The sequence below is a fragment of the Bacillus sp. SRB_8 genome (assembly GCF_003264205.1).
Taxonomy (GTDB): domain Bacteria; phylum Bacillota; class Bacilli; order Bacillales; family Bacillaceae_G; genus Bacillus_A; species Bacillus_A mycoides.
Genome location: NZ_NADT01000021.1, coordinates 72,179 through 97,105 on the forward strand (window position 1 = coordinate 72,179; position 24,927 = coordinate 97,105).

31 protein-coding genes are annotated in these 24,927 nt (G+C 35.7%); 8 read left to right on the plus strand and 23 right to left on the minus strand.

Translation table 11 applies throughout. The annotated features are described in order from the left end of the window. Positions 1 to 154: 154 nt before the first annotated feature. From B5P40_RS20325 to B5P40_RS20340, 4 genes are all read right to left on the minus strand, one after another. Complete coding sequence (locus tag B5P40_RS20325; protein WP_002063960.1) at positions 155 to 733, minus strand: TetR/AcrR family transcriptional regulator; 579 nt, start codon at positions 731 to 733, stop codon at positions 155 to 157. Between the two features lie 138 nt (positions 734 to 871). After that, complete coding sequence (locus B5P40_RS20330) at positions 872 to 1,186, minus strand: DMT family transporter (protein ID WP_002063959.1); 315 nt, start codon at positions 1,184 to 1,186, stop codon at positions 872 to 874. 2 nt (positions 1,187 to 1,188) lie between these two features. Then, positions 1,189 to 1,545 carry a DMT family transporter gene (locus B5P40_RS20335; RefSeq protein WP_002188428.1) on the minus strand — a complete coding sequence of 119 codons (357 nt, stop codon included), beginning with the start codon at positions 1,543 to 1,545 and terminating at the stop codon, positions 1,189 to 1,191. Between the two features lie 492 nt (positions 1,546 to 2,037). After that, a complete protein-coding gene (locus tag B5P40_RS20340) occupies positions 2,038 to 2,397 on the minus strand; it encodes a MerR family transcriptional regulator (protein ID WP_002188427.1) in 360 nt (119 codons plus the stop codon). A 140-nt stretch (positions 2,398 to 2,537) separates the two neighbouring features. Here B5P40_RS20340 and B5P40_RS20345 point away from each other — a divergent pair, with 140 nt between their 5' ends. After that, on the plus strand, positions 2,538 to 3,308 hold the full coding sequence (locus B5P40_RS20345; protein WP_002188426.1) for an SDR family NAD(P)-dependent oxidoreductase: 771 nt from the start codon (positions 2,538 to 2,540) through the stop codon (positions 3,306 to 3,308). Between the two features lie 78 nt (positions 3,309 to 3,386). Here the strand turns inward: B5P40_RS20345 and B5P40_RS20350 are convergent, their stop codons facing one another. Next, positions 3,387 to 3,842 carry an N-acetyltransferase gene (locus B5P40_RS20350; RefSeq protein ID WP_002166324.1) on the minus strand — a complete coding sequence of 152 codons (456 nt, stop codon included), beginning with the start codon at positions 3,840 to 3,842 and terminating at the stop codon, positions 3,387 to 3,389. A gap of 290 nt (positions 3,843 to 4,132) precedes the next feature. Next, positions 4,133 to 4,627: an Lrp/AsnC family transcriptional regulator gene (locus B5P40_RS20355; protein ID WP_002188423.1), complete on the minus strand. Its 495-nt coding sequence runs from the start codon at positions 4,625 to 4,627 to the stop codon at positions 4,133 to 4,135. 205 nt (positions 4,628 to 4,832) lie between these two features. Between B5P40_RS20355 and B5P40_RS20360 the strand changes: the two genes are divergently transcribed. Beyond that, on the plus strand, positions 4,833 to 5,744 hold the full coding sequence (locus B5P40_RS20360) for a DMT family transporter (protein WP_078176307.1): 912 nt from the start codon (positions 4,833 to 4,835) through the stop codon (positions 5,742 to 5,744). Between the two features lie 33 nt (positions 5,745 to 5,777). Here the strand turns inward: B5P40_RS20360 and B5P40_RS20365 are convergent, their stop codons facing one another. The 10 genes from B5P40_RS20365 to B5P40_RS20410 form a co-directional block, all read right to left on the minus strand. After that, complete coding sequence (locus B5P40_RS20365; protein ID WP_002087394.1) at positions 5,778 to 6,260, minus strand: PRK06770 family protein; 483 nt, start codon at positions 6,258 to 6,260, stop codon at positions 5,778 to 5,780. 88 nt (positions 6,261 to 6,348) lie between these two features. Continuing rightward, entirely contained in the window at positions 6,349 to 6,753 is a 405-nt protein-coding gene (locus B5P40_RS20370) for a nuclear transport factor 2 family protein (protein ID WP_002188421.1), read from the minus strand. Then, positions 6,753 to 7,553 carry an MBL fold metallo-hydrolase gene (locus B5P40_RS20375; RefSeq protein ID WP_002125460.1) on the minus strand — a complete coding sequence of 267 codons (801 nt, stop codon included), beginning with the start codon at positions 7,551 to 7,553 and terminating at the stop codon, positions 6,753 to 6,755. The genes B5P40_RS20370 and B5P40_RS20375 overlap by 1 nt, the downstream gene beginning before the upstream one ends. 182 nt (positions 7,554 to 7,735) lie before the next feature. Further along, the gene (locus B5P40_RS20380) at positions 7,736 to 8,140 is read right to left on the minus strand and encodes a DoxX family protein (protein ID WP_001077751.1); all 405 of its coding nucleotides are present in this window, start codon (positions 8,138 to 8,140) and stop codon (positions 7,736 to 7,738) included. 152 nt (positions 8,141 to 8,292) lie between these two features. Continuing rightward, entirely contained in the window at positions 8,293 to 9,366 is a 1,074-nt protein-coding gene (locus B5P40_RS20385; RefSeq protein WP_002188419.1) for a DUF871 domain-containing protein, read from the minus strand. A gap of 48 nt (positions 9,367 to 9,414) precedes the next feature. Next, the gene (locus B5P40_RS20390) at positions 9,415 to 10,779 is read right to left on the minus strand and encodes a PTS transporter subunit EIIC (RefSeq protein ID WP_000711310.1); all 1,365 of its coding nucleotides are present in this window, start codon (positions 10,777 to 10,779) and stop codon (positions 9,415 to 9,417) included. Between the two features lie 23 nt (positions 10,780 to 10,802). After that, positions 10,803 to 11,687 carry an N-acetylmuramic acid 6-phosphate etherase gene (gene murQ / locus B5P40_RS20395; protein WP_002166328.1) on the minus strand — a complete coding sequence of 295 codons (885 nt, stop codon included), beginning with the start codon at positions 11,685 to 11,687 and terminating at the stop codon, positions 10,803 to 10,805. A gap of 155 nt (positions 11,688 to 11,842) precedes the next feature. Further along, positions 11,843 to 12,706: a MurR/RpiR family transcriptional regulator gene (locus tag B5P40_RS20400; RefSeq protein WP_002188418.1), complete on the minus strand. Its 864-nt coding sequence runs from the start codon at positions 12,704 to 12,706 to the stop codon at positions 11,843 to 11,845. Between the two features lie 17 nt (positions 12,707 to 12,723). Further along, complete coding sequence (locus B5P40_RS20405) at positions 12,724 to 13,053, minus strand: hypothetical protein (protein WP_002186673.1); 330 nt, start codon at positions 13,051 to 13,053, stop codon at positions 12,724 to 12,726. A gap of 124 nt (positions 13,054 to 13,177) precedes the next feature. Next, a complete protein-coding gene (locus tag B5P40_RS20410; RefSeq protein ID WP_000899801.1) occupies positions 13,178 to 14,305 on the minus strand; it encodes a cation:proton antiporter in 1,128 nt (375 codons plus the stop codon). 289 nt (positions 14,306 to 14,594) lie between these two features. Here B5P40_RS20410 and bcaP point away from each other — a divergent pair, with 289 nt between their 5' ends. Then, positions 14,595 to 15,998 (plus strand): branched-chain amino acid transporter BcaP, encoded by a 1,404-nt coding sequence (gene bcaP, locus B5P40_RS20415; RefSeq protein WP_002188416.1) that lies wholly within the window; start codon positions 14,595 to 14,597, stop codon positions 15,996 to 15,998. 144 nt (positions 15,999 to 16,142) lie between these two features. Here the strand turns inward: bcaP and B5P40_RS20420 are convergent, their stop codons facing one another. Both B5P40_RS20420 and B5P40_RS20425 read right to left on the minus strand, forming a co-directional pair. Continuing rightward, a complete protein-coding gene (locus tag B5P40_RS20420; protein ID WP_000391506.1) occupies positions 16,143 to 16,346 on the minus strand; it encodes a hypothetical protein in 204 nt (67 codons plus the stop codon). Between the two features lie 80 nt (positions 16,347 to 16,426). Then, positions 16,427 to 18,889, minus strand: coding sequence for a LamG-like jellyroll fold domain-containing protein (locus B5P40_RS20425; protein ID WP_113709754.1), 2,463 nt, complete (start codon positions 18,887 to 18,889; stop codon positions 16,427 to 16,429). 353 nt (positions 18,890 to 19,242) lie between these two features. Between B5P40_RS20425 and B5P40_RS20430 the strand changes: the two genes are divergently transcribed. Then, on the plus strand, positions 19,243 to 19,668 hold the full coding sequence (locus tag B5P40_RS20430; protein ID WP_002087412.1) for an S-Ena type endospore appendage: 426 nt from the start codon (positions 19,243 to 19,245) through the stop codon (positions 19,666 to 19,668). A gap of 59 nt (positions 19,669 to 19,727) precedes the next feature. On the opposite strand, the gene B5P40_RS20435 is transcribed toward B5P40_RS20430, so the two are convergent. From B5P40_RS20435 to B5P40_RS20455, 5 genes are all read right to left on the minus strand, one after another. Next, positions 19,728 to 20,072, minus strand: coding sequence for a DUF3992 domain-containing protein (locus tag B5P40_RS20435; RefSeq protein ID WP_000525803.1), 345 nt, complete (start codon positions 20,070 to 20,072; stop codon positions 19,728 to 19,730). A 20-nt stretch (positions 20,073 to 20,092) separates the two neighbouring features. After that, positions 20,093 to 20,461 carry a DUF3992 domain-containing protein gene (locus B5P40_RS20440; RefSeq protein WP_002087413.1) on the minus strand — a complete coding sequence of 123 codons (369 nt, stop codon included), beginning with the start codon at positions 20,459 to 20,461 and terminating at the stop codon, positions 20,093 to 20,095. Between the two features lie 110 nt (positions 20,462 to 20,571). Next, a complete protein-coding gene (locus B5P40_RS20445; protein ID WP_113709755.1) occupies positions 20,572 to 21,177 on the minus strand; it encodes a DedA family protein in 606 nt (201 codons plus the stop codon). Between the two features lie 11 nt (positions 21,178 to 21,188). Further along, entirely contained in the window at positions 21,189 to 21,470 is a 282-nt protein-coding gene (locus tag B5P40_RS20450; RefSeq protein ID WP_000733844.1) for a YkvA family protein, read from the minus strand. A gap of 241 nt (positions 21,471 to 21,711) precedes the next feature. Next, positions 21,712 to 22,122 carry a VOC family protein gene (locus tag B5P40_RS20455; protein WP_078176298.1) on the minus strand — a complete coding sequence of 137 codons (411 nt, stop codon included), beginning with the start codon at positions 22,120 to 22,122 and terminating at the stop codon, positions 21,712 to 21,714. Positions 22,123 to 22,230: 108 nt separating this feature from the next. On the opposite strand from B5P40_RS20455, the gene B5P40_RS20460 reads away from it, so the two are divergent. The 4 genes from B5P40_RS20460 to brnQ2 all read left to right on the plus strand — a co-directional run bounded on the left by B5P40_RS20460 (position 22,231) and on the right by brnQ2 (position 24,886). Continuing rightward, the gene (locus B5P40_RS20460) at positions 22,231 to 22,446 is read left to right on the plus strand and encodes a spore coat associated protein CotJA (RefSeq protein ID WP_002193326.1); all 216 of its coding nucleotides are present in this window, start codon (positions 22,231 to 22,233) and stop codon (positions 22,444 to 22,446) included. Positions 22,447 to 22,454: 8 nt separating this feature from the next. Beyond that, on the plus strand, positions 22,455 to 22,718 hold the full coding sequence (locus B5P40_RS20465) for a spore coat protein CotJB (RefSeq protein ID WP_000194953.1): 264 nt from the start codon (positions 22,455 to 22,457) through the stop codon (positions 22,716 to 22,718). A gap of 61 nt (positions 22,719 to 22,779) precedes the next feature. Further along, on the plus strand, positions 22,780 to 23,349 hold the full coding sequence (gene cotJC, locus B5P40_RS20470) for a spore coat protein CotJC (RefSeq protein WP_002010774.1): 570 nt from the start codon (positions 22,780 to 22,782) through the stop codon (positions 23,347 to 23,349). A gap of 220 nt (positions 23,350 to 23,569) precedes the next feature. After that, positions 23,570 to 24,886: a branched-chain amino acid transport system II carrier protein BrnQ2 gene (gene brnQ2, locus B5P40_RS20475; protein WP_001260928.1), complete on the plus strand. Its 1,317-nt coding sequence runs from the start codon at positions 23,570 to 23,572 to the stop codon at positions 24,884 to 24,886. Positions 24,887 to 24,927: the final 41 nt, after the last annotated feature.

Here is a 24,927-nt window from a genome sequence, read left to right on the forward strand (position 1 = left end):
TTTATCCTGCTATTTGTGGGCTCACACTGAGTAAAGATGTCCCCACTCATTAGAATTTCACTCTATCCTTCCACACATACATAAACACAGGGTGAATGACTATCATTCAGTTTCCCGCAGAAATGAACCTACCTTTTCAGACAGGTTCATCTTACTACTTCTTTATATGTAGTGCATGTGTTAAAAAATCTAGTACTTCTGCCTTTTGTAGCTCGACTTGCTCATCATCTTTATGATCATATAAATAAACTTGTTCCGCTGCTGATTCAACAAGAGCGATAAATAACTTCGCTGTTCGCTCAGCGTGAACCGAATCACGAATTTCACCTGATTCTTTTGCCTCACTTAAAAAGTCACTTAGCCATATATAAAGAGGCTCATATACAGCTTCCCATTCTTTTATATGTTCAGTTGATGCAAGGCCCGCATACATTAATGCTTGTATTTCACGATATTCAGCTATAAAGGTAAATACTGCATCTATTACTTGCTCAACTTTACTTGAAAAAGGTGAATCGTTCTGTACTTTTTCTTTCACTGCAAGTATCATCTTCTCAACCATCACTTCTGCTATTGCAGGCATAACAGATAACTTAGAAGGAAAATATAAATAGAAAGTTCCTTGTGCAATGCCAGCCAATTTCACGATATCAGAAATCTTCGTTTTTTCAACGCCCTTTTCCTGAAACACCTCAATAGCTGCATAGACAATTTTTTCTTTTTTATTCATCATCTAAACCCTTTCACACGCGTATTGAATGACTGTCACTCATTTTATAAAATAACTAGCTGTACTGTCAATCATCGTGCACTTTTCATAATAAAAATCTCCCAACAAATCGTTAGGAGATTTAACTTTAATATCCTTTTCTTATGAAAGAGCCTTTAATCCCGTAACTCCACATACGATAAGAGCTACACTAATCAAACGTGCCTTACTTTTCGATTCACCAAACAGAAACATATTTAATAAAACAGCTCCTGCTGTTCCAATGCCAATCCAAACCGCATAAGCTACACTTACTTGTAAGAACAAGAAAGATGTGTATAAGAATGCAAAGGAAGTTGCAAATCCACCTATATAAATCGCTCCATTTGTTAACGTCTTATCTTTACTATACATTTTAAGGCCTATCACACCGACTATTTCACTAATTGCAGCAAAAAATACGAAAATCCAACCCATTTTTAAGCAGCTCCTTTCACAATTTCTTCCGCGGTTTCTTCTTTATTATCAGCTAATTTTAAACCGATCACGCCCGCTACGACCATTACGATAAAGAATAGCTTTCCTAAACTGAAACTGCCGCCGAAAAGGAATACATCCATTAGGAAAGTACCAACCGTACCAGCTCCGGCAAACACAGCATATACAGTCCCTGTTGCAAGATGTTCGCACGCTTTCGATAGGAAGTAAAAATCAACAGCGATAACTCCTACAATAATGACCCAATGCCACCAAGTATGAGCTGTATTAAAACCAAACACCCAAAAGACTTCAAAAATACATGTTAATATGACATATAACCAAGCTTTATTTTTCATATCTCTCACCTTCTATTATTCACTGACTGACCGTCAGTCATTTTTAATTTAAAAAATATAATCTCACTCTAACTACTATTTAAAAAACCAATATCATCCTCATTTATCCTTATATTTGTTCCGTTATTAAGCTAACTACATATAAAAGTTGCTTATCTACACCCTTTCACAGAAAAAATGACTGAATGTCATTCATAAACATTCTACATGACCAATTGATAAAGTGTCAACACCCGGATTCTATTAACCAAAAAATATTTTAAATTTCTTAAATCCACATGAATATTTCTTAATAATCTGTCAATAATGGTAGTAACATAATATTTTCTCCATTCCCCCCTTGGAGATCCCTTTGAATCGAGCAGTTGCTTTTAGCTAACTGCTCTTTTTTAATTTATCGGCACATTATAATAAAATACTCATAGATAAATTCCAAAACAAAAACCTGTACTCCCTTTTCAACATGCAACAAAGAACGAAATATTTTGTACGCTATTTACTTTTCAACGAGTCTTTGTATGCAATAATTTTATTTTCGAGCATCTTCTCTGTAACTTCTAAATTTTCTCTTTGAATCTGAATAGATTTCCTATGATCTTCTAAGAGCTGTAAACGAGCTTCGGTTGTATGCTCCCCTTCTAAATATAATCTAGCATATTCTCTTATTTTCGCTATCGGCATTTGTGTTTGTTTTAATTTCATTACAAACTGCAACCACTTTATATGTGACTCTTCATACAATCTATTCCCATTTGCATCGCGATTTGCAATTAATATGTTCTCCTTTTCATAATAACGTAATGTATGTGTGCTCACTCCTAATAATTTAGCTACCTCGCTAATTGTGTACATAACCATTCTCCCTCCGCACGCCATTTACTCTCATATATTTTACTGCCTTATCCAAATTATAAAAAACATTTGACTTAGAGTATACTCTAACAAATACAATCTAACCATGATAAATTAATTTGAATTTAGGAGGCTTTTATATGAAATATACTGTTATTACTGGTGCTAGTTCAGGAATTGGCTATGAATCCGCTTTAGCCTTTGCATCTCGCGGAAAAAACTTAATACTTGTAGCTCGAAGACAAGCAGAATTAGAAGAATTAAAATTGAAAATTAACGAAATGCATCCGGAATTGGATGTTGTCATTCGAAGAACTGATTTATCAGTCACTGAAGAAGTTTATAAATTTTATGAAAGTCTACAAAGTTTTCAAATTGAAACGTGGATTAACAACGCAGGTTTTGGTAATTTCGCCTCAATTGCTGAACAAAATTTAAACAAGATAGAAACGATGTTGCATGTAAATATAGAAGCACTAACAATACTATCTTCCCTTTTCGTTCGAGATTATTCAATGACCGCAGGAACACAGCTTATTAACGTTTCATCAGGCGGTGGATACACGATTGTTGCTGATGCTGTTACGTATTGCGCTACGAAATTTTATGTAAGTGCATTTACAGAAGGACTATCTCACGAACTGAAAGAACAAGGTGCAAAACTACAAGCAAAAGTTTTAGCTCCTGCTGCAACTGAAACAGAATTCGCAAAACGTTCATTTGATATTGATGAGTTCCAATACGATAATGTTGTACCGAAATTCCACACTGCAAAACAAATGGCACAATTTATGCTCGACCTTTATGATAGCGATAAAGTTGTAGGGCTTGTCGATGGTTCTACGTATAACTATGAACTTAGAGATCCACTTTATAATTTTGCCGTGAGAAAAACGAATTCAAATTCCTAATACCATCTCATTTTGTATTAAAATATAGATACCCACTATTTCTTAAATAATAGTGGGCCTTTTTTCTCTCTAAAAATTTCATCCAACATACCGTATCATCGCCACCTCATCACAATAATTGACTTTTGGACAATGTCTACAATCAACCCATACTTTCTCTGGCAGCAATTCTTTATTTACAAAATCAAATCCACACTTTTGAAAAAATACTGTTTCATACGTTAAAGAAATCACTCTTTTTACATTTATTTTCGTCGCTTCCTCCATCACATGACTCACGAGCATACGCCCTATCCCTTTTCCTGCATATGTATGCGAAACTACTAACGATCGTACTTCTGCAAGGTCCTCTCCTAACACATGTAAACCAGCAACTCCAACGACTTCCTCTCCTTCTTTCATAACATATAAACATTGTAAATATTGATAGAGAGACAAAAGAGAACGCGGCAAAACAACTCCTTCTTTTGCATACATTTCAATGAGATTATAAATTTCTTTCACATCACTTGTAACCGCATTAAAGATTTTCATATTATATCCCCTTGCCCCAGTGTTAATATTTATAACATTATATGAATTTTAATTCATAATTTCATATAATAATACATCTCTCTTTTCTCTCCGTCAATCACTTTTCTGAATTTTATCCCGCATTAACGGGCAGTAAGACTCCCACCTCAAAATTCGGCTGAAGCAAAGAAGGTAGGTGGGAGATCAACTGCCCCTAAACGCCCGATTGGTGAAGGCTAATAATCAGTGGTGGATGAACAAAACCCCCACTGATTAAAGTTTCACTTTACACAAACAAAAAACCAAGCAACTTAATCGATGCTCGGTTCCTCATTTCGTATCGGCAATACCGTCGAATATTTAATTTCACGAAGTGCTAAACTCGTCTGTATCCGTGTAATACCAAGCTTGTTCAACTTTCTAATAAACTGCTCCAGTTCTTTACGATCACGATTCGCAACTTTTAATAAATAATCATACTCTCCTGTTAAACAGTGACATTCTAACACTTCAGGCATAGATTCTAATTCTCGTTCTAACACTTCCAGCTTTTCATACTGATGAATATTCGTACTCATAAAAATGAAACATAATAAATCAAATCCAAGCTTTTCTTGATTTAAAATTGCTACTTGCTTATCAATAAAACCTTCCCCATCTAACCTTTTTATTCGTGCATGCATCGCAGCTGGAGATAAATTAACACGGCGTGCAAGCTCTGCATTACTTACTTGTGATTCTTTCTGCAATATATCTAAAATTTTTACATCCAAATCATCAAGCACTTTAATAACAGATGACTCCATCAAAATTCCCCCTTTTTTCTTACCGACGATTATTCGAAGAAACATCTCATAACTTATATAAAACTGAATGTTTTTCTGTAAATAAGATTTCTAACGAAACATTTTATCGAGTTTTTACCATTATACAAAATAATATATTAGATAATAAAGAAAAATGCTAAAATTATTTACAGTTCATTCTTATTTCAACAAAGGGGTTTTTAGTATGCCTTATTTTTACGTCTTTTTACTATTATTAACAAGCTTATTATGGGGAGGAAATTTTGTCGTTGGGAAATCACTTGTCGATCATGCGTCTCCGATGACACTGACAAGTTTAAGATGGATGATTGCGATTGTTTGTTTATTACCACTCGTATGGTTTAAAGAGAAGAAAATTATTCCACCGCGTGCTGCTATAATCCCGTTAGTAATTATGGGAATTACAGGCGTCGCTCTTTTCAACATTTTTCAATTTTTAGCATTAGAAAAAACATCCGCAACGAATGTAGGTCTTATTTCTACATTGAACGCTATTTCAATTGCATTATTTTCTGTGCTATTTCTAAAAGAAAAAGTAAATACGCTTCAAGTTCTTTCTATGATTCTTTCATTTTTCGGGGTCATCCTCGTTCTTTTAAAAGGAAACTTTGCTCTTTTATTTTCACTACATTTTAATAGCGGGGATTTATGGATGATTGCGGCTGTTTGTATTTGGGGAATCTATTCTGTTTGTAGTAAATGGGCTACAAAAACAACTACACCACTCATGGCAACATTATATTCTGGTATTTTCGGCGTTATTTTATTACTACCATTTAACATAGGAAGCTTCACTGTTTCCAATATTAATTCTTCTTTCATTACATCACTTTTATATACAGGACTCATTTCAACGGTACTTTGTATGGTGTTTTGGAATATTGGTATACAGAAATTAGGCGCTACTACATCGGGGATTTTTCTAAATTTCAATCCAATTTTCACAGCTATTTTAGCATTTATTTTCCTTGGAGAAGAATTAACATGGATTCAAATTTTCGGTACAATCATCGTCGTGACAGGGTGTTATTTATTTTCTCATTTTAAAACTGTTTCTCCTCAGACGACTAGAGCTTTAGTACGAAAGCATTCTTAATGAAAAAACATCGCCACCAGAGTGGCGATGTTTTTATTTACCTTTCATTTCTTTCACATACTGTTTTTCTTCTTCTGGCGATAAACGTTCTGTTGCCTTTCCGGTATCACCACCTTGAATTTCCCACAAAAAGTTATGCTCCTCAACCGTCTGTGAAAAATCCCCTTTCTCCCAGCGCTCTAAAGTAGAAAGTAGCTTTGATTTATATTTAAAATTAGTACTGCTTTCTACTGCGTTCTTCGCACTACTAATTTCCTTATTTGTCATTTCGATAAATCCCCATTTCTCAGAGGATTTCACTTTTTGATGTACCATCCTATGCATTGTAGAAATAATTTCATCTTCACTAACTTGTGGCTTCTCTTCCTTTACTTTCTTCTCCTGTTGATCCATTACTTTTTGTACTTTAAGGCTCTTCTCCTCCTCCTCTATATAATTAAGAAGTTTAGTAACACCGAATACAGCTCCTACCGCAATTACAATCATTGTAATTGTCCCTATTATCCATTTTTTCATATTATGTACTCCCCATTCCCCCTAATAATTACATAAACAAATGGAATCGCCTGCACATAGTCGATTCCATTTGTTTCCTTATTTCATTTTAAGCCTTCATCGCTTCTCGTACAATGTAACTGTCCACATATTGCTTAAATTTCACGATTTTTCCATTTTTAAGCTGCCACACATGAACAAATTCCGCCTCAAATGATTTTCCCGTCTCTTTATAAACTCCTGAGTAAACACCTTCAGCAATAATCACATCTTTTCCGTTTACTTCATGGTACGTCTTTACACTCGCTTTATAATCATCCCATTCTGATCCTAAACGACTAAATACATTTTCCATTATAGCTTCTGTACCTATATACGTTCCGCCGTACGGAAAACCTTCTGCCTCTGTCCATTCCACTTTTTCAGAAAATGCTTCTGCTAAATGTTTTGCATTCGAAGAAGCTGATCCTTCATATGTGCTTCGAACAATTTCTAAATTTGTTTTTTGCTTCATTATTTTTTCACCCCAAACGCGTTTGCCGCTAAAACAAGTCCAATTTCTAACGCTTTAACGTGCGGGAACCGTTCCTTTATTGCCGTTTGAATTTCTTCACTTGAAGGATTTCCTGCAAGAACTTCATCAAATGCAACTAAATATTTACGAGTATGTTTAATCGCGTCTGCTGTATTTGGTACGTCATAATCACGATGACCCGCTACAACAATTTCAGGATGAAGATTTTCAAGTTCACTTAATGTTTCTAACCATTTATGACGAGCTTCAGCATCTGTTTCTAACGTCCATACGAAAGTATTGTTATAAACGATATCGCCTGTAACAACGGCTTTTAATGATGGAATCCATACATAACTATTATTCGGTGTATCACCTTGCAAACCACCTTTAATGATTAAATCATTTCCCTCTAAAATCAATTTCTCTTCTGTTAATTCCTCTGGAACAATTGGTTGATGAGGAACATTATGCCCAATAGATGGTTTCCACTGTTCCACTTTCTTCTCAAATGTGTTACGAATATCTTCAACAGTATTCCGTAATGCAACAATCTTCGCTTCTGGAAATGCTTCATGTAATACATTTAATCCAAAATAGTGATCTGGATGAAAATGAGTCACATAAATATGAGTTAAATTCTTTCCTGTTTCAATAATTTGAGCTGCTAAACGGTGCGCATCACTTAATAAAAATTGTGCATCGATAAGAATTGCATCTTTTTCTCCGTATACAATTGTGGATGTAACTTGAAATGCTTGCTCAGATCCTGTAAAAACCTCTAAATGTAATTTTGACATGTTATTTCCTCCACTTTTTATTTACTCTTTTATATTCCTTTATTCTTTAAGCTTTATTCTGGTTGTAACTAAATTAGTTACAACCAGAATAAAAAAATATACGAATCATTTTATTACTAATCGACTTGATGTAATCATTATAGTTACACCAAGTCGTCAAGTCAACACTAAAAAAATAAAATTTACTTCGTTTTCATTACTTTCTCTTTTAAGAAGCGATCTACATATCCTTCTGCTTTTACAACGAATAAATACGCACCCATTGATAATAATGCAAGATCTAATTCATATCCCGGATTCTTTCCATCTCCTAATAAGCCTGCTGCTCCATTTACCTTTACGATAGCTCCAGCCAAAATAAGAGCGAATAACAATCCTACATACCTCACGCCTAAACCGATAATTAATAATATACCACCAACTAATTCAACTGTTGCTACGCCATATGCAAGACCACCTGGTAAACCGATGCTTGTAAACCATCCTGCTACGTTATCTATACCTGATTGAAACTTTGCTAAACCGTGTGCAAAAAAAGTAACTCCTAATACGATACGAATAATTAAATTACCAATATATTGATTCATTCTGAACTCTCCTTTTTTGTTTCGTTATGGTGAACATTTATTCACAAGACAAAACAATACGGTATTTCTTTTCATTCGTCAAATGCTTTTTTAAAGAAACAAAAAAACATTATCCTTTTTGCAGATAATGTTTTTTATAAAATAGTGCTAATTCAAGCTTTTACTCTATCACACAGAAAAAGTTGAAAGTTTTTTCCAGCACCAATATAAGGCAATAACGGCACGTCCTCTTCCACAACCATTCCGACAACATTCACTTTCTCATCTACAGGTAAATCATTTACAACAACTTGCATCTCCCCAGCATATCTACCGTACAATTCATTATCAATTGTAATACTGCCTCGTTTTCTTGAAATTGTATTCATCGGTTGTAATGCAACTTTATTTTCTTCGCGCGATTCTACAGAACGAATTACATCACGAGCCGGATCTAACCTATTTGTATGCACTTGCTCTACCACTTTTAATACTTCACTTGCATTTATAAATGACTCATATCGCACTGGAATAATCCCACCACTCGCACTCGAGATTTCTTGTACACTTTCTAAACTCCCGCTTATATCGCCAATTAAAACTTTATCAACAGCACAATCTTGCACGAGTTCTAAATATGCTTGAAGCGGGCGCATACTGCGATGTTTTTCTAAAGTTGGTAAACCCTCATATAACGGACCGCGTTTTTCACCATCTCCCGGAATAAACGCCATCGTTTTTATTCCGCACTCATGTAAATATTTATTTTGTTTTTGCAAAAACGACTTTGCTAGTCCTGTTTCTGGACGTGGATAAAAATTATGCCACGCTTCTACACGATCTACTCGTATATTTTCCGCAAGTAACTCTTTCCAAAATGATTCTGTAATCGTACTCGCATTTAAAGCTACCTTCATCTTATGAGATACACGTGCGATTTCTTTTGGCGTAATACCGTAATCCATTCGTAAACCAGTAATGCCCCAGTCTACTAACTCTTCGACATTTTCGTACGTCATACCTAAATGGTGTAACGATTTTGAAGAAACATCGACCATTAATTCCATTTCATTTTCAAGAGCCTGTTTCCCAAGTATTTGAATTAACTCTTTATACGTACCAGGATCATCCTCTGGTATATGAAGTGATGTAAAAATAGATGAAAACCCGTTTTCCTTCGCTACTTTTAGCCACTCTTCTTGCTTCTTTACTCGTTCTTTTGCAAGATAAATTGAAACTCCGATCATATGAATCTCCCTTTCTATGAATAGAAAAAGAGAAAGGAATCCCTTTCTCTATATGTTTTCTGCCATTTCTTCTTTGAATCCGAAGAAGTACGTAAAGATGAATCCGAACGTATATGCCACTACTAATCCAAGGAAATATAATAAATATTTATTATCAGCAATTAACGGAATTAATGATAATCCTGATACACCGATTCCGAGTGCGGCTGTTTTCATAACTGCTTGGAATGCACCGCCAACTGCTGCACCTAAACAAGCTGTAAGAAACGGTTTCCCAAGTGGTAATGTAACCCCGTATAATAACGGTTCGCCAATTCCTAAAAATCCAACTGGTAATGCACCTTTAATTACGTTACGAAGTCGTTTGTTTTTTGTTTTTACAAAAATCGCAATCGCTGCTCCTACTTGCCCAGCCCCAGCCATTGCTAGTACTGGTAATAAAGGCGTTACGTGCGTTTGATTAATAAACTCCATATGAATTGGTGTTAAACCGTGATGTAATCCGACCATAACGAGAGGTAAAAATGTTCCAGCAAGCACTGCTCCAGCAAATGCGCCACCAATACTTAAAATACCATTAATTCCGCTTGTAATTCCTTCAGATAAGAAACCTGCTACTGGCTGAATCGCTAACATCGTTACGATACTTACTACTAACACAGTAATGAGCGGTGTCACGATAATATCAACTGCATTTGGCACTGCTTTTCGAACTTGTCTTTCTACTACAACCATAAGCCATGCTGCAAAAATAACTGCAAACAATCCGCCCCGTCCGGGTACGAGCGCTTCACCGAATAATTTTACATTCGCCATCGCTGGGTTGAAAATTAAAATACCTGCAATTGCCCCAAGAACTGGTGTCCCGCCAAATTCTTTCGCTGTATTCCAACCGACTAAAATTCCTAAGAATGTAAAGATACCGCCGCCAATAAGTAGTAGCATTTGTAGCCACGTTGCATTCGGGTCAGCACCTGCGTTTTTCGCAAAGTTAGCAACCCCATTTATAATTCCTGACGCAACAAGCCCCGGAATTAGCGGAATGAAAATACTTCCTATTTTTCTTAAAAAGTTTTTCACTGGTGTATTATTTTTCTTCTTAATCTCTGACTTCATCTCTTGCCCAAGATCTTCAAGGTGGTGATCTGCCACCTCACCAATTCGCAGTCCCGTTAAACCTTCCATCTCAGCTGCTACTTTATTTACTGTCCCTGGTCCAACAACAACTTGAAGCGTCTCATCTTCAATAACGCCCATAACCCCTTCAACCTTTTTCAAAAGGTCCATATTCACTTTACTTTCATCATGAAGCGTTAATCGCAGTCTCGTCATACAATGAGCAATGCCACGAATATTTTTTACTCCCCCAAGTTGCTCTGAAATCTCTTTGGCCATTCTCTCTTCTTTCTTCATAATAGAATCCCCCTCCCCAAAGTTTAAAGTGCTTTCTTCACAAATCCTTTCGCACCTTTTAATTTTTCTAGTGCTTCCCCATATTCACACTGTAGTAATATCATAACGATTGCAGCTTTCACATTTCGATCTGCTTTCTCATAACACTCTGTAGCTACTTCATAACTAGCGCCTGTCGCTTCAACAATAATTCGTTTTGAGCGTTCTACCAATTTTTCATTTGTAGATTGAACATCTACCATTAAGTTTTTATATACTTTCCCTACACCAATCATAGACGCTGTAGAAATCATATTGAGTACTAACTTTTGCGCTGTTCCAGCCTTCAACCGTGTTGAGCCTGTTAATATTTCTGCGCCTGTTTCCACTTCCACATTTAGTTTTGCATATTTACTTATTTCAGCATTTTTATTACAGGAAATACTAGCTGTACTTGCTCCCACGCTACTTGCATATTTCAATCCGCCAATTACATAGGGTGTTCTACCACTTGCTGCAATTCCAATAACCGTATCTTTCTCGTTTAATCCAATACTTTTTAAATCTTCTTTTGCTAACTCTTCACGATCTTCGGCACCTTCCACCGCCTTAGTAAACGCTTTCAATCCACCTGCTATAAATCCTTGAACCATGTTATCATCTGTTCCAAATGTCGGGGGACATTCCACTGCGTCTAAAATGCCTAAACGGCCACTCGTACCAGCCCCAATATAAATTAAACGGCCTTCTTCTTCAAAAGACTTAGTAACAATTTGTACAACCTTTTCAATTTCTTCTATTTCATTTTCAACTGCTAACGCAACAGTTCGATCTTCTTCATTCATACTTTGTAAAACTTCTTTTATACTCATCTCATCTAGATTCATCGTTTTCTCATTACGGTGTTCTGTCGATAAATTCTCTAACATATTGCCACCCTCTTCGAAATTATATTTCACACTTTTATTATAACTTTAAGAAACTAAAAATCAATAACTCTTTCTTATTTTATGAAATGAAATTTCACAACATGACATATTTGTGTCAAAGATAATAAAAAAGATGAGTCTCCCCATCTTTTCTTCTACTTCAATTTCCGTAACCGTAATGCTTCTTCTCTCGTCTCCATAAATTGATCTAATACTTTATTACCAATTCGATTGAAAGTAATCACATATAAAGCATCAATCATATTCAGTTGCGTCATTCTCGAAGCAATACTCGCAATGCGATGGTCTTGCTCTACATCTGGCATACAAAGGCGAATGTCTGCCGCTTTATATAACGGAGATGATTGGTCTAGCTTCGTAATCGCAATAACTGTAGCCCCTCGCTTCTTCGCATATTGCGCCATTTCAAGTACATCTTTCGTACGACCAGAAGTTGAAATCGCAACAAATATATCATCTTCTTTTAAATTCGTCACAAGCGGTAACATCATATGAAAATCAGATAGCATCATCGCTGTAAATCCGAGTCGTGTAAATTTATAAGCCCCGTCCATCGCTGGAGTAGCTGAACCACCTACTCCGTAAAATATAACTTTATCCGCATTTACAATACGATCTGCAGCTCTCTCAAGTTCCTTCTTATCTATCGCCGTGACGCTCGCCTCAATTGCAGCTTTATTCACATATGTAACTTTATTAAACAAGTCGTACGGTCCATCTTCCGTATTCATCACTGAAAAATCATTAATATTATAATCAGCAATCGTTAATTCACGAACGAGCGCGATTTTAAATGATTTAAAGCTCCCAATCCCAATCGACTTACAAAAGCGAACAACACTTGCCTCACTTGCGCCTGCATTCGTTGACACTTCTTTCGTCGTTAAGTTCGGAACAATTTCTGCATTCTCCATTATGTACATGGCAACCTTCTTTTCGGCTGGTGAAAATTGATCCATATTACTTTCAATTTTAAATAGTAATGTTGAAGCTTTCACTATTTAACCTCCACTTCTTATGGTTGCGTATATTCTCTAATATCATTTGTATCATATAGATAAAAACCATCATTGCCAGGTGGATGGTGAACAATTACAGTTCGATCCCCTTTTTTATATGACGTTATTTCACCTTCAGATCGCTGTTTTTCCCATCCATGTATCCAAATTGCAAAGTCAGGTACAAAAGCAGTGTACTTATAGTCTTTCGGATTTTCATCTTCTACATAGGAAGAAAAAATAGAAACTGGAAAATTTTTCACTTTTGAATCTTTCCATGCAGTAAATGGTATACATAGTGCAATAAGTATGATTACACCTATAACTTTCCCCTTTGTAATCTTCACACTTCCCTCTCCTTGTCATATCACATACATAGATTTTATCATAATTACAATCCATTCATGCTACATGACCACTGCATTTTGCAATAAAAAAAGAGCTTACCTACATCAGATAAGCCCTTCCTCTCTATACAAAATACTTCTTCAAAAGCGGCGGCGTAATAATTGTCGTCAATATAACAACAATGACAATCGCTGTGAAATTTTCTTTCGCTAACAAATTCGCCGCAAGTCCATTTGCTGCGATGATAAGCGCCACTTCTCCGCGCGAAACCATTCCCGCACCGATACTAATAGAAGATTGAAGGTTGAATCCTGTCAGTCTTGCGCCTAAACCTGATCCGATTAACTTTGTGAATATCGCAATAAGAGTCATGATGATAATGAACCAAAGCTGGCTTCCTATACCTTGAAATGTAATTTCCATTCCGATACTTACGAAGAACACTGGAACAAATATTGCATAAGCAATTGGTTCAATTTTATGTTCCACTTCATGCTTATACTCTGTTTGAGAAATGGCAATTCCAGCTGCGAATGCTCCAATAATACCTGCAATCCCCATCATTTCACTGTAATACGAAAAAGAGAAACAAATAATAAGAGCTGCACTAATTAATGCTTCTGTTACGCGAAGTGGTACGAGCATTTTCATAATCCATGGAACAACTTTCCAAGAGATGAAAACAATACTTACAAAAAAGATAATTTTCTTTGCAATGACTAGCGTTACATTTACATCTTGTGTACCTAAAAAACTCATCACAAATGCTAATAAAATAACGACAATTACATCATCAAATACAGCTGCACCTAAAATCGTCGTACTTTCTCTCGTATTCATTTTCCCTAAATCTCTTAGTGTTTGAACAGAAATACTAACCGAAGTGGCACAAAGTAATAACCCTAAAAAAATCGCATGCGACTGTAACATTCCAAACGCAAGTCCTGCTAAATACCCACCAAGGAATGGGAAAATAATTCCTCCCATCGCTACTGCGAATGCAGATTTTAAATTACGATTTAACTCTTCTAAATCAGTTTCGAGTCCTGCCATAAACATAAGTAGCAAAACACCAATTTCGCTAAGCTCATCAATAAGTTCTGAACTATTAATAATACCTAGCAAAGCCGGACCGATAATAATACCAACGATTAATTTACCGAGTACAGAAGGCTGGCCAAGTCTAACGCTAATATCACCAGCTAATTTCGTACAAAGTAAAATGACGACAAGTTCAAAATAAAATAACATAACATCTTCTCCTACTATAATAAAGTAAAACTTTAATCAGTGGATTATTCTTCATCTCTACTGATTGTTAACCTGCATCTATTTCTGCACATAGTTTCTCCTTACAACCGGCTTTTTATTTGTTAAAATTTTATTTGACAAAATATTCTGAATTATAATAAGATTAACCCAGAAATTTTAAAAAACTACATACCATAACTGTATTTTCATTCACTTACATACTCTTTTCCAATGGGCTCGTACTATATTCGCAGTTATGGAAATGAAAACTAAAGGAGGAGAGTTCAAAGTGAAGTCATTATTACGAAAAAAAGCGCTTAGTACTGAATCACCACGACAGCTAGATCGAACATTAACGGCACTTGATTTAACGTTTTTAGGAATCGGCGCCGTAATTGGGACAGGGATTTTTGTATTAACAGGTATCGTAGCGGCAAAACATTCTGGCCCTGGTATTATGCTATCATTCCTTATTGCTGCATTTACTTGTGCTTGTGTAGCCTTTTGTTATGCCGAATTTGCTTCTTCTATTCCTGTCTCAGGAAGTGTGTATACTTACGCATACATGACAGTCGGGGAAGTCGTCGCCTTTATCGTTGGTTGGTGTTTAATGCTCGAATATTTACTCGCTGTTGCAGCGGTAGCTGTTGGCTGGTCTGGATACTTACAATCATTGCTTCAAGGGTTCAATATACACCTTCCCACCATTATTTCCTCGGCCCCTGGTACAGGAAAAGGTGGTCTCATTGATTTACCAGCTGTTTGTATTTTACTTCTCATTACTGGGCTTTTAAGTTTTGGTATACGCGAAAGCGCACGCATTAATAATGTTATGGTCCTTATCAAATTAGCAGTTATTATCGCCTTTATCGTAGCAGGCGCAAAATATGTAAAGCCTGAAAATTGGACACCGTTCATTCCATTCGGGTACGACGGTATTATTACCGGAGCTGCCACTGTCTTCTTCGCCTTTTTAGGTTTTGATGCAATCGCAACCGCGGCAGAAGAAACGAAAAAACCGCAGCGTGATTTACCAATTGGCATTATAGGTTCCCTTCTTATTTGTACAGTTTTATACATGATCGTATCTTTCGTTTTAACAGGCATGGTTCCTTATACGCAATTAGACGTTTCTGATCCAGTTGCATTTGCACTACATTTCGTTGGTGAAGATACTATTGCGGGGCTACTTGCAGTTGGTGCGATGACAGGAATGACAACCGTTCTTTTAGTCGTTATGTATGGACAAGTTCGTGTTTCTTATGCAATGAGCCGAGACGGCTTACTCCCAAAAGCTTTATCACGCGTAAATAAAAAAGTAAAAATCCCTTTATTAAACACATGGATTACTGGAGTATTTGCAGCTTTATTAGCAGGACTTTTAGACCTACATTTACTAGCGAATTTAGTAAACATCGGTACGTTAACAGCCTTCACATTCGTTTGCTTTGCTGTACTTATTTTACGGAAAACTCATCCTGATTTAAAACGAGGCTTCCGCACACCACTCGTACCTGTACTACCGGTTGTCGCTATTCTTTGTTGTTTATATTTAATGACTAATTTGTCCAAAACGACATGGATCAGCTTTTCATTTTGGCTTATAGTCGGTTTATGCGTATACTTCTTCTACTCTAGAAAACATAGTCATTTAGCTACTAAAAAAACAAATGATGAGAAAAAAGAAGTATAAAAAAATAGCTCGCCTATAATAAAGGCGAGCTATTTTCATTAACGATTGTAAAACGAAAAATATACCGATCAACTTTTGTATACTTATCCCGCTATTTGCCGGGCAGTAAGACTCCCACTGATTAAAGTTTCACTTTATTCTCCCTTACTTCGTCTCTTTCTTTTTCTTTCTCCACGCGTTTACACTATCAAAGAAAAAGTTAATAAATAGCGTTCCTAATCCCGCTAATAAAAATGTCATTAAAAATAGAATCCATATACTTTTATCTTTTAATAAATAATATCCTACAAGGAGCACAACGGCGATCCATACATATTCAAGAATTCTTTTTAGCTTTTTCTCTTCCAAATTATTCGCTCCCTTTTTCTATACTACTTTTAGTATAACAAAAAAAAAGCCTATCATGATAAGCTTCTTTTTCTTATACCTTATTTGTTGATGCTTTTTTCAACAAGTGAAATAGCGTGCTCTAGCGTACGATTCATTGATTCCACATACTCATCTTTTACATTTTTATCTTTTAACACAGCTTCCGCAACTGTGATTTTTTGACTTAATGATTTAACAGAACCGTCTGTTACATTTCCATCTTGCGCTTTCTTTACTAAAGCTTTTGCAGATTCAATATTCACTTGTAATTTTTCTTTCGGTGTTTTTGGCTGTTCTTCTGCTACCTTTGATTGGACAAATGTTTGGTTTGCTGTTTTTAATTCATTATACGTTTGAACAATTTGTTCTCCTGTACTCGCTATATTCTCAAACACTTTCTTTGCATTGTCATAGCTTCTTTGTAATTCGTTAAAAGCTGCTTGTGAATACTGACCTGGCTTTTCACCAAATTCATAAGTACCTGCCAATACTTCTTTCACTTTTCCGATTTCTTCATATAACGTATTTACTTGCTCTAATTTTGTACGAGTAGAAAACTCGTTATATGCCGCTACTACTTCTGAAGAACTTAATGCTTTACTATATAATTTTGCTAATGCAATTTGTCCATTTAACGGAATACCGCCATTTCCGTTGCTATCAGGATCTGCACCAAGTGCGAATGGTACGTTCGGGTGATATACTTTCCCTTGAGCCGGCTGACTATTTACTTTTTTACCATCTACATAAATTGCTACTTCACTGCCGTTATATGTTCCTGTTAAATGATACGTTTTGTTTGCTTCTAATTGAACACCCACACGTTTATAGCTTCCACCAATATGAGCCCATAATTCTACATAGCCACTTCCTGTAGACTCAAAACCAATTCCACCGCTCTCTGTATTTTGCAAAATACCTTGTCCACGAATTTCATTCATTGAAAATACAGTTTCTAACGTAAATGAATTTGCTACTTTTTCTTTTTGTGCTGCTGAAAATGGAAGGTATCCAAATGTATTTGCTTTTCCGTTTAACTTCATAACATTCTTTTTCAATGCTTTATCATATTCAATAGTCACATTGCCCTTAACATCACCTTTTGTACCAAATGATGAACTGTCTTTAAATGTACCATCTGCAAAGTTTACATCAAAAACATCTGCCTTTGGTACTTTCACATTCGGGTCAATATTATCTTTTTTCGTAGTAATTTCTGCCGTTAATGGTTGTACACTTTCATTGCCAAATGAATCAATCGCAACAACTTCAAGTGTATATGTTTTCCCGCCATCTAGTCCTGCAAGTGTAAATGTCAGTTCTTTCGGCACTGGATCTCGATAAAACTCTGAGAATGCTAATAGCTTATTTTTAATCTCACCTGTTTGTTTATCCTTTGCTTGCAAGCGATAAGAATGAACAAGAAGGTTGTCCAATGCTTGCGGGAATGTTACTGTTGCCGCATTTTCCGTTACATTTGATACAGCAAGCTTTGCATCCTTCGCAAAGTATGGCTTTTCTTTATCACGATCTTCTCCATAGTTGAATCCTTCTTTTTTCGTTGGTAATTTAATTTTCCAAGGCTCACCTGTCCAAGAGTTTGTATGGAAATCACGGCGATTAATTGTTACCTCTTTGTCATCTACCTCTACCAATAAACCTTGGCTTAATGTACTAGCTCCTGGCGGGATATTCCCTTGTACTTTACCGCCTTCAACTTCCATATAGCTTACAGAAGATGTTCCAACAGACGTAAAATCTTTTTGATGAATCGATTTTGGATCATCTAACGGATAATGTGAATGACCTGAAAACGTAATTACTTGTGGGTATTCTTTTAATACCGCATTAATTTTCGCACTATCTTTCGTTCCCCATTCTTGGCTACCGTACACTGTATCTTTAATATGTTGATGTAAAAACACAAAAATCGGTTTTTCTGGATCATCTTTTTGTGCCTTTGCCATTTCTTCTTTTAACCAATTAATTTGCTTGTCCGAATAATAGCCATGTGTTGTCCCATCCTCTGGAGACATAACAAGGAAATGATACCCTTTTACCACCTTATGATAATAAACCGATTCCATTCCTGTCTTTTCTAAGAAACGCTTCTGTGCTCCCTCTACAGATAAGCCGTTCCAATAATCATGATTACCTAGAGAATTCATTCGTACCGCATCTTTATTTGCATTTTCGTTATACACTTGCATGAAACGATCATATTGCTTTACTGAACCCGAATCAGTAAAATCACCTACAATGACAAACGCATCTTGCTTTGGTGCAAGCGTATTAAATTGCTCAATCGCTCTTTTCCAGCGGAACGTATCATCTGTTCCACTATCTTTAATATGCACATCACTTACAACTGGGAAAACGATTTTCTTCTCACTTGGTGCCTTTTCTTGCTTTTTCTCTTCCGCTTTAACCGACGTACTCCACGGTAATGATACAAATGCCAATACAAACACCATTAATAATCCAATAAGACCTTTTACTTTTCGTAAAGCAGTTCTTTCCACGTGAATCCTCCTCATAATAATTGATTCATTACAAGGGCTATTTTATCTTAAACATATTAATATCGTTTAAATAACAAATGAATTTTATTAGTTTTTTGTAAATATACAGTTAATTAAGTGTTAAGTCCAACATTACTCGTACTATTGTATACAACCACCTTTTGTCTAAAAGAGTCTGATCATTCTTTTCCCATGTCTATTCACATATAATCTTTTCTATAACATTAATGATAAGTTAAGCTGTAAGCCTATTAGACAATCTTAATTTTAAAAATTTTCTTCTTTTCTTAACACATCGGCCATGCTTCTACATTTAATAGTAGTAAAAGACAACTTAAAAAGGAGGGGTTGTATTGAAGAACAAAAAAAATATTGGCTGTTTCGCTCCTTTATCTATCATTTGTCCAGACCCTTGTCCACCGCCCCCTCCCCCAAATCCAAGTTGTGAGCGAGTAACAAATGAATTTGCAGGGAATTTCCTCATAACTAACAACACCATTCCCTCTACCAAAGATGCACTACAATCAATGATACTGTGGCAAAGTGATGGGATACTGCTTATATCAGGTACTGTCTCGGTTTACAATAGTACTAGCAGCACTGAAGCAATTACAATTCAAATCATTGGAGCAGTAACCAATATTTTCACTGTGTTTCCTGGCAATACAATATCTTACACAGGTAAAGATTTAAAATCCGTTAGTATTATTAATATACAAAATAATCCTTCACTATATTTAGAAGGCAAGTACTGTTGCCAATTTACATGTTGCTTATAGAATACCAATTTTATTACTTCCTCAATTAAAAAAAGCATACCATTTACGGTATGCTTTTTTTATGAAATTGGATAACGTACTGTAATACAAAACTCGCCTTGATTAACAGTTGTTCCTGTCGTAGTAATTCGGACAGTAGTAAAATATCGTACAGTGAAAGTACCACTACTTTGTGGTTGTACAGTAATTGTATCAACTACTGTAGCACCGACTAAAAAATCAACTGTAATGGGATTCGCGCCTACATCATATTTCACATAACCTGAACCATATACTTCTTGTGTAATATTATTCGTATATACAATTTGAGTACCAGCACCTGTAATAGACCAGTCTGTACATACTTGATCTTGCACAAGTGTTTTATTAGAACAACAAGACAAACCGGAACTTCTCATTCCCATTTCGATCCTCTCCTATTCTACTATGAAAGTGGATAACGTGTTGTAATACAAAATTCTCCCTGATACGTTCCACCAGGTGTTGCAGGTAACACAACTTGTATACTAGCAAAGCGGCGATACGTAAAAGCGATACTCGTTCCTGGGTTTAATGTTTGTGTATCAATTGTAGCCCCAGCAGAATCAAGCGCTTCTACAGTAATTGGACCTGGACCAACATCATATTTAACAAAACCAGTACCAACTACATTTTGGTTAATATTATTTGTATAAAGAACATTATCAATTGCTGTTGCAACTACAGTAGCAGACCACGGACTACACACTTTATCTTGTACATAATTTTTATCTGGACAGCAAGTTAATGCTGACCCTGAGCACTCACAAGACATAGTTGTTTCCCCTCTCTCTTTTATATTCCCTATATGTGTATGTCCCTCAGAGTCTTTTGCCTGTACTATTCATCTATTTTCAAAAAATATGCAAATTCCATTACCAATGACTAGATAGATTCCGATCTGTTTCGTTTTTTCATAAATTTACAGATTAAAATACCACCTACAATAATAAGAACGACGGCTAATATCGGTAGCATATATTGTCCAACAACACCCGCTGCTTTTTCCCAATGCGGACCTAATTTCATTCCAAAATAAATATACAAAGTCGTTAATGGGAACATTGCTACAAATGTATATATGCTAAATTTCCATATGTTCATTTTCGCCATACCACATGGAACGGAAATAAGCGTTCGAACTCCTGGCACAAAGCGTCCAACAAATGCTACAACCGGTCCATATTTTTCAAAGAAATCATCTGCTTTTTGAATTTGTTCTTCTTTAATGAAGAAGTATTTCCCGTATTTTATTAATAGAGGACGACCACCGTAATACCCGAGCGCATATAACGTTAAAGGTCCTGTCGTTCCGCCAAGCGTTCCAGCTAATACAGCTAGCCAAAAATTCATATCTCCCTCATATACCCAATACCCAACCATGGGCAAAACTACTTCTGCTGGAATAAATTCAAACGTTAATGCTAACACAACTCCAAAATAAGAAAACTGCTTTAAAAACTCGATTATATCTAAAATAATTTGCTCCATATTTTCAACTCCTATCCTACGTTTACGTTATGCTTTTCTTGTAATTGAACTGGCGCCATCTTTACAATTCGGTTCAAAATAAATAACACAATTCCAATATCATCTAAAATACCAATGAACGGTAGGAAGTCTGGAATTAAATCGAGCGGCATCGCTACATAACCAACTAAAAAAGCAATAGATAAAATTTTCTTCTTTATTGAAACCTCTTTTGAAGTAAAAAAGTCAAATAGGAATGGAACGAAACGGCGGACATGAAATACAACTCTTAATCTACTTATAAGTTTTTTCATTTTTATTTCTCCTCTCTTTGTATACAAAAAGGACCCTACCAAATATGGTAAGGGTCCTAAAAAAGACAAGAAGGGGCCTTTACCATTGCTGGTAAAGGTCTCACTAACAACGAAACGTTGCCAATAAAGCCGAGGGTTTCTCCCTGTAATGACGACTTTACTGTAATAAGTTACTCCCCTTTATATACACAGTTTTATACAATCACATTAAAATATTTACCTAAGCTTGTCAATATTTTTTTCATTCACCATTCAGATTATTACATTGTAAAAGACTCTCTTCCATGTTCTCTATTGAAATAAATTGGAGTTTATAACCATCTGGATCATGAAATATTATTCTAACTTCTTCACCGCGGCGCTTTTCTACAAATGATATTTGATAAAACGCTAACTTTTTCTTTAAACGCTCGATATTTGTAGCTTTTAACAATAGTTCCTTCACTGATGATATAACAGTCTCTCTATGCTCTCCCAGTCCCCTGTTTACAACAAAACAAATTCTCGTTAAACCAATATCATACCACACACCTGTTACACGTATTTGTGGCCTCTCCTTGCTCGGTTTAAACCCTAGAATTCCTTCATAAAAATATAATGTTTCCTTTAAGTTTTTAGATTCTAAGACAATACATGTTGTAACACTTTCCATCCGCACTCCCCCTGCCCCTTTTAGTTTTCTATATGAGTCATAATTTGCAATTATGTACGAATACAATACATAGTGATGAATATTTCATTTATAAAGGAGGCGTGTAATATGGATAAATTCATGAAATCTTACATACCTTATCACGGTCCAAATGATCCTTGCCCTCCAATTGGAAAGAAATACTACTCAACTCCCCCACACCTATTTATGGGCTTTCAACCACCTAACTTACCCCAATTCCCACCAAACGAAGCTTTAAGAAAAGGGACTTTATGGCCTGCTTTTTATGATTTTTATGAAAATCCTCACAAAAAAGGACGGTGAATAAAAACGTGACACAAACATTGCCTGATGAATATTACAAATGGATTGAAGAACTACAAGAACTAGACTTTGTATTAGTTGAACTTACCCTCTATTTAGATACGCACCCCGACGATACTGCAGCTATAAATCAATTCAATGATTTCTCCTATAAACGAAGAGTATTACAACAAAAAATTGAAGAAAAATACGGGCCACTTCAGCAGTTCGGAAATAGTTATTCTAACGCTCCATGGCAATGGAGCCAAGGACCGTGGCCATGGCAAATATAAAATGAAACTTTAATCAAGTGGAGTTTACGGGCAGCAAATAGCGGGATAAGGGAGAGAAACTATGTGGATTTATGAAAAAAAATTACAATATCCAGTTAAAGTGAGTACTTGTAATCCAGCACTCGCCAAATTATTAGTTGAACAATATGGCGGTGCGGACGGCGAACTGGCTGCTGCTCTTCGCTACTTAAATCAACGTTATACAATTCCTGATAAAGTCGTTGGCTTACTAACCGATATTGGTACAGAAGAATTCGCACATTTAGAAATGATTGCTACAATGATTTATAAATTAACAAAAGATGCAACACCTGAACAAATGAAAGCTGCCGGATTAGACGCGCATTATGCGAATCATGATAGCGCCTTGTTTTACCATAATGCAGGTGGTGTTCCTTTTACTGCCACTTACATTCAAGCGAAAGGAGATCCTATCGCAGATTTATACGAGGATATTGCAGCTGAAGAAAAAGCACGAGCGACTTATCAATGGCTAATTGATTTATCAGACGATCCCGATATAAATGATAGCTTACGCTTTTTACGCGAACGAGAAATTGTCCATTCTCAACGTTTCCGAGAGGCTGTAGAAATTTTAAAAGAAGAACGTGATAGGCAAATTTATTTTTAATACACATATCCTAGCGATATGTGTTTTTTTACGTTAAAAGTGAAATTCTTCCTGCATTAACATATAAATAGTATATTTATTCAATTTTACGCATTATTTTAAAATATTTTTAAAATTCCCTCTTGCTTTCTAGTCATCAGACCTTTAAAATAATAACAGTCAATCGACAAATTATTTGAATTTTCGACAAAAAAACGCTCATTAGGAGGCTCTTCTTTATATGCGTACAACTTTAAAACCAGCGCAAATACTTTCGATTAGTTTATTACTATTCGCAGTTTTCTTCGGTGCTGGTAATATGATTTTCCCGCCTCTTCTCGGTCTTTCTTCCGGAGAAAACATGTGGGTTTCCATTACAGGATTTATTATTACAGACGTCGGTTTATCTTTACTTGCTATCGTAGCTGTTGCCCTTGCCGGTGGTAGTTTTAACACTTTAGCGAGCCGTGTTCATCCAAAATTCGCAGCAGTATTCGCTATCATTATTTATCTTTCAATCGGCCCACTATTTGTTATTCCACGAACTGGATCTGTATCTTACGAAATTGGGATTGCACCACTTTTCCCAGATCAATGGTATTCTATGTTAGTTTTTAGCGCTATTTTCTTTACAGTCGTTTACTTCCTATCATTAAATCCATCCAAATTAGTAGATCATATCGGTAAAATATTAACGCCAATTTTACTTGTAATTATTGCAATTATGGCAACAAAAGCAATTCTTTCACCAGGATCATTCACAGAACCTATCGGTGACTATAAAGACATCCCATTTTTCAAAGGATTTCTTGAAGGGTTTTTAACTTTAGATGCAATTGGGGCGCTCGTATTATCAACGATTGTTGTAAATGCAATTCGCCAAAACGGTATACAAGATAAAAAATCCATTGCAAAATATACAATTATTTGCGGAAGCATTGCTGCCCTTTTCTTAACAATTGTTTATTTCTTACTCGGTTATATCGGGGCTTCAAACGGAAACTTAGGACAATTTGAAAACGGTGGTCAGCTATTAGCTACGATTATGTATCAATTCTTTGGGACAAGCGGTAATGTTTTATTAAGTATCGCAATTATTTTCGCTTGTTTAACGACTGCAATCGGTGTTGTAAGTGCATTCGCAAACTATTTCGCAACAGTGTTAACGAATGTTTCATACAAGAAACTGGTACTATACGTTTGTATATTTAGCTTCATCATTTCAAACTTAGGCTTAAGCTTATTAATTAAAATTACATTACCTGTATTAATTATTTTATATCCAATTACAATCATTTTAATTTTCGTATCATTTATTGATAAATATACGAAACGTAAACCTTCTGTCTATATCGGAGCAATGATCGCTGCATTCCTTATTAGCTGTATTCATGCACTTGATAATGTGGAAATGATTCCAAGTTTTATCGCTAATATCGTACACACAATTCCTTTTTATAACTTAGGAATTGGCTGGATTGTTCCGGCAATTATCGGTGGTATAATCGGATACTTTATTCCACAGACAGAAGCTGAAGGTGAAGTTTCTACGAAATAAAAAAAGAAGCAAGCATTGATTTGCAGTGACCCCTGTCAAGT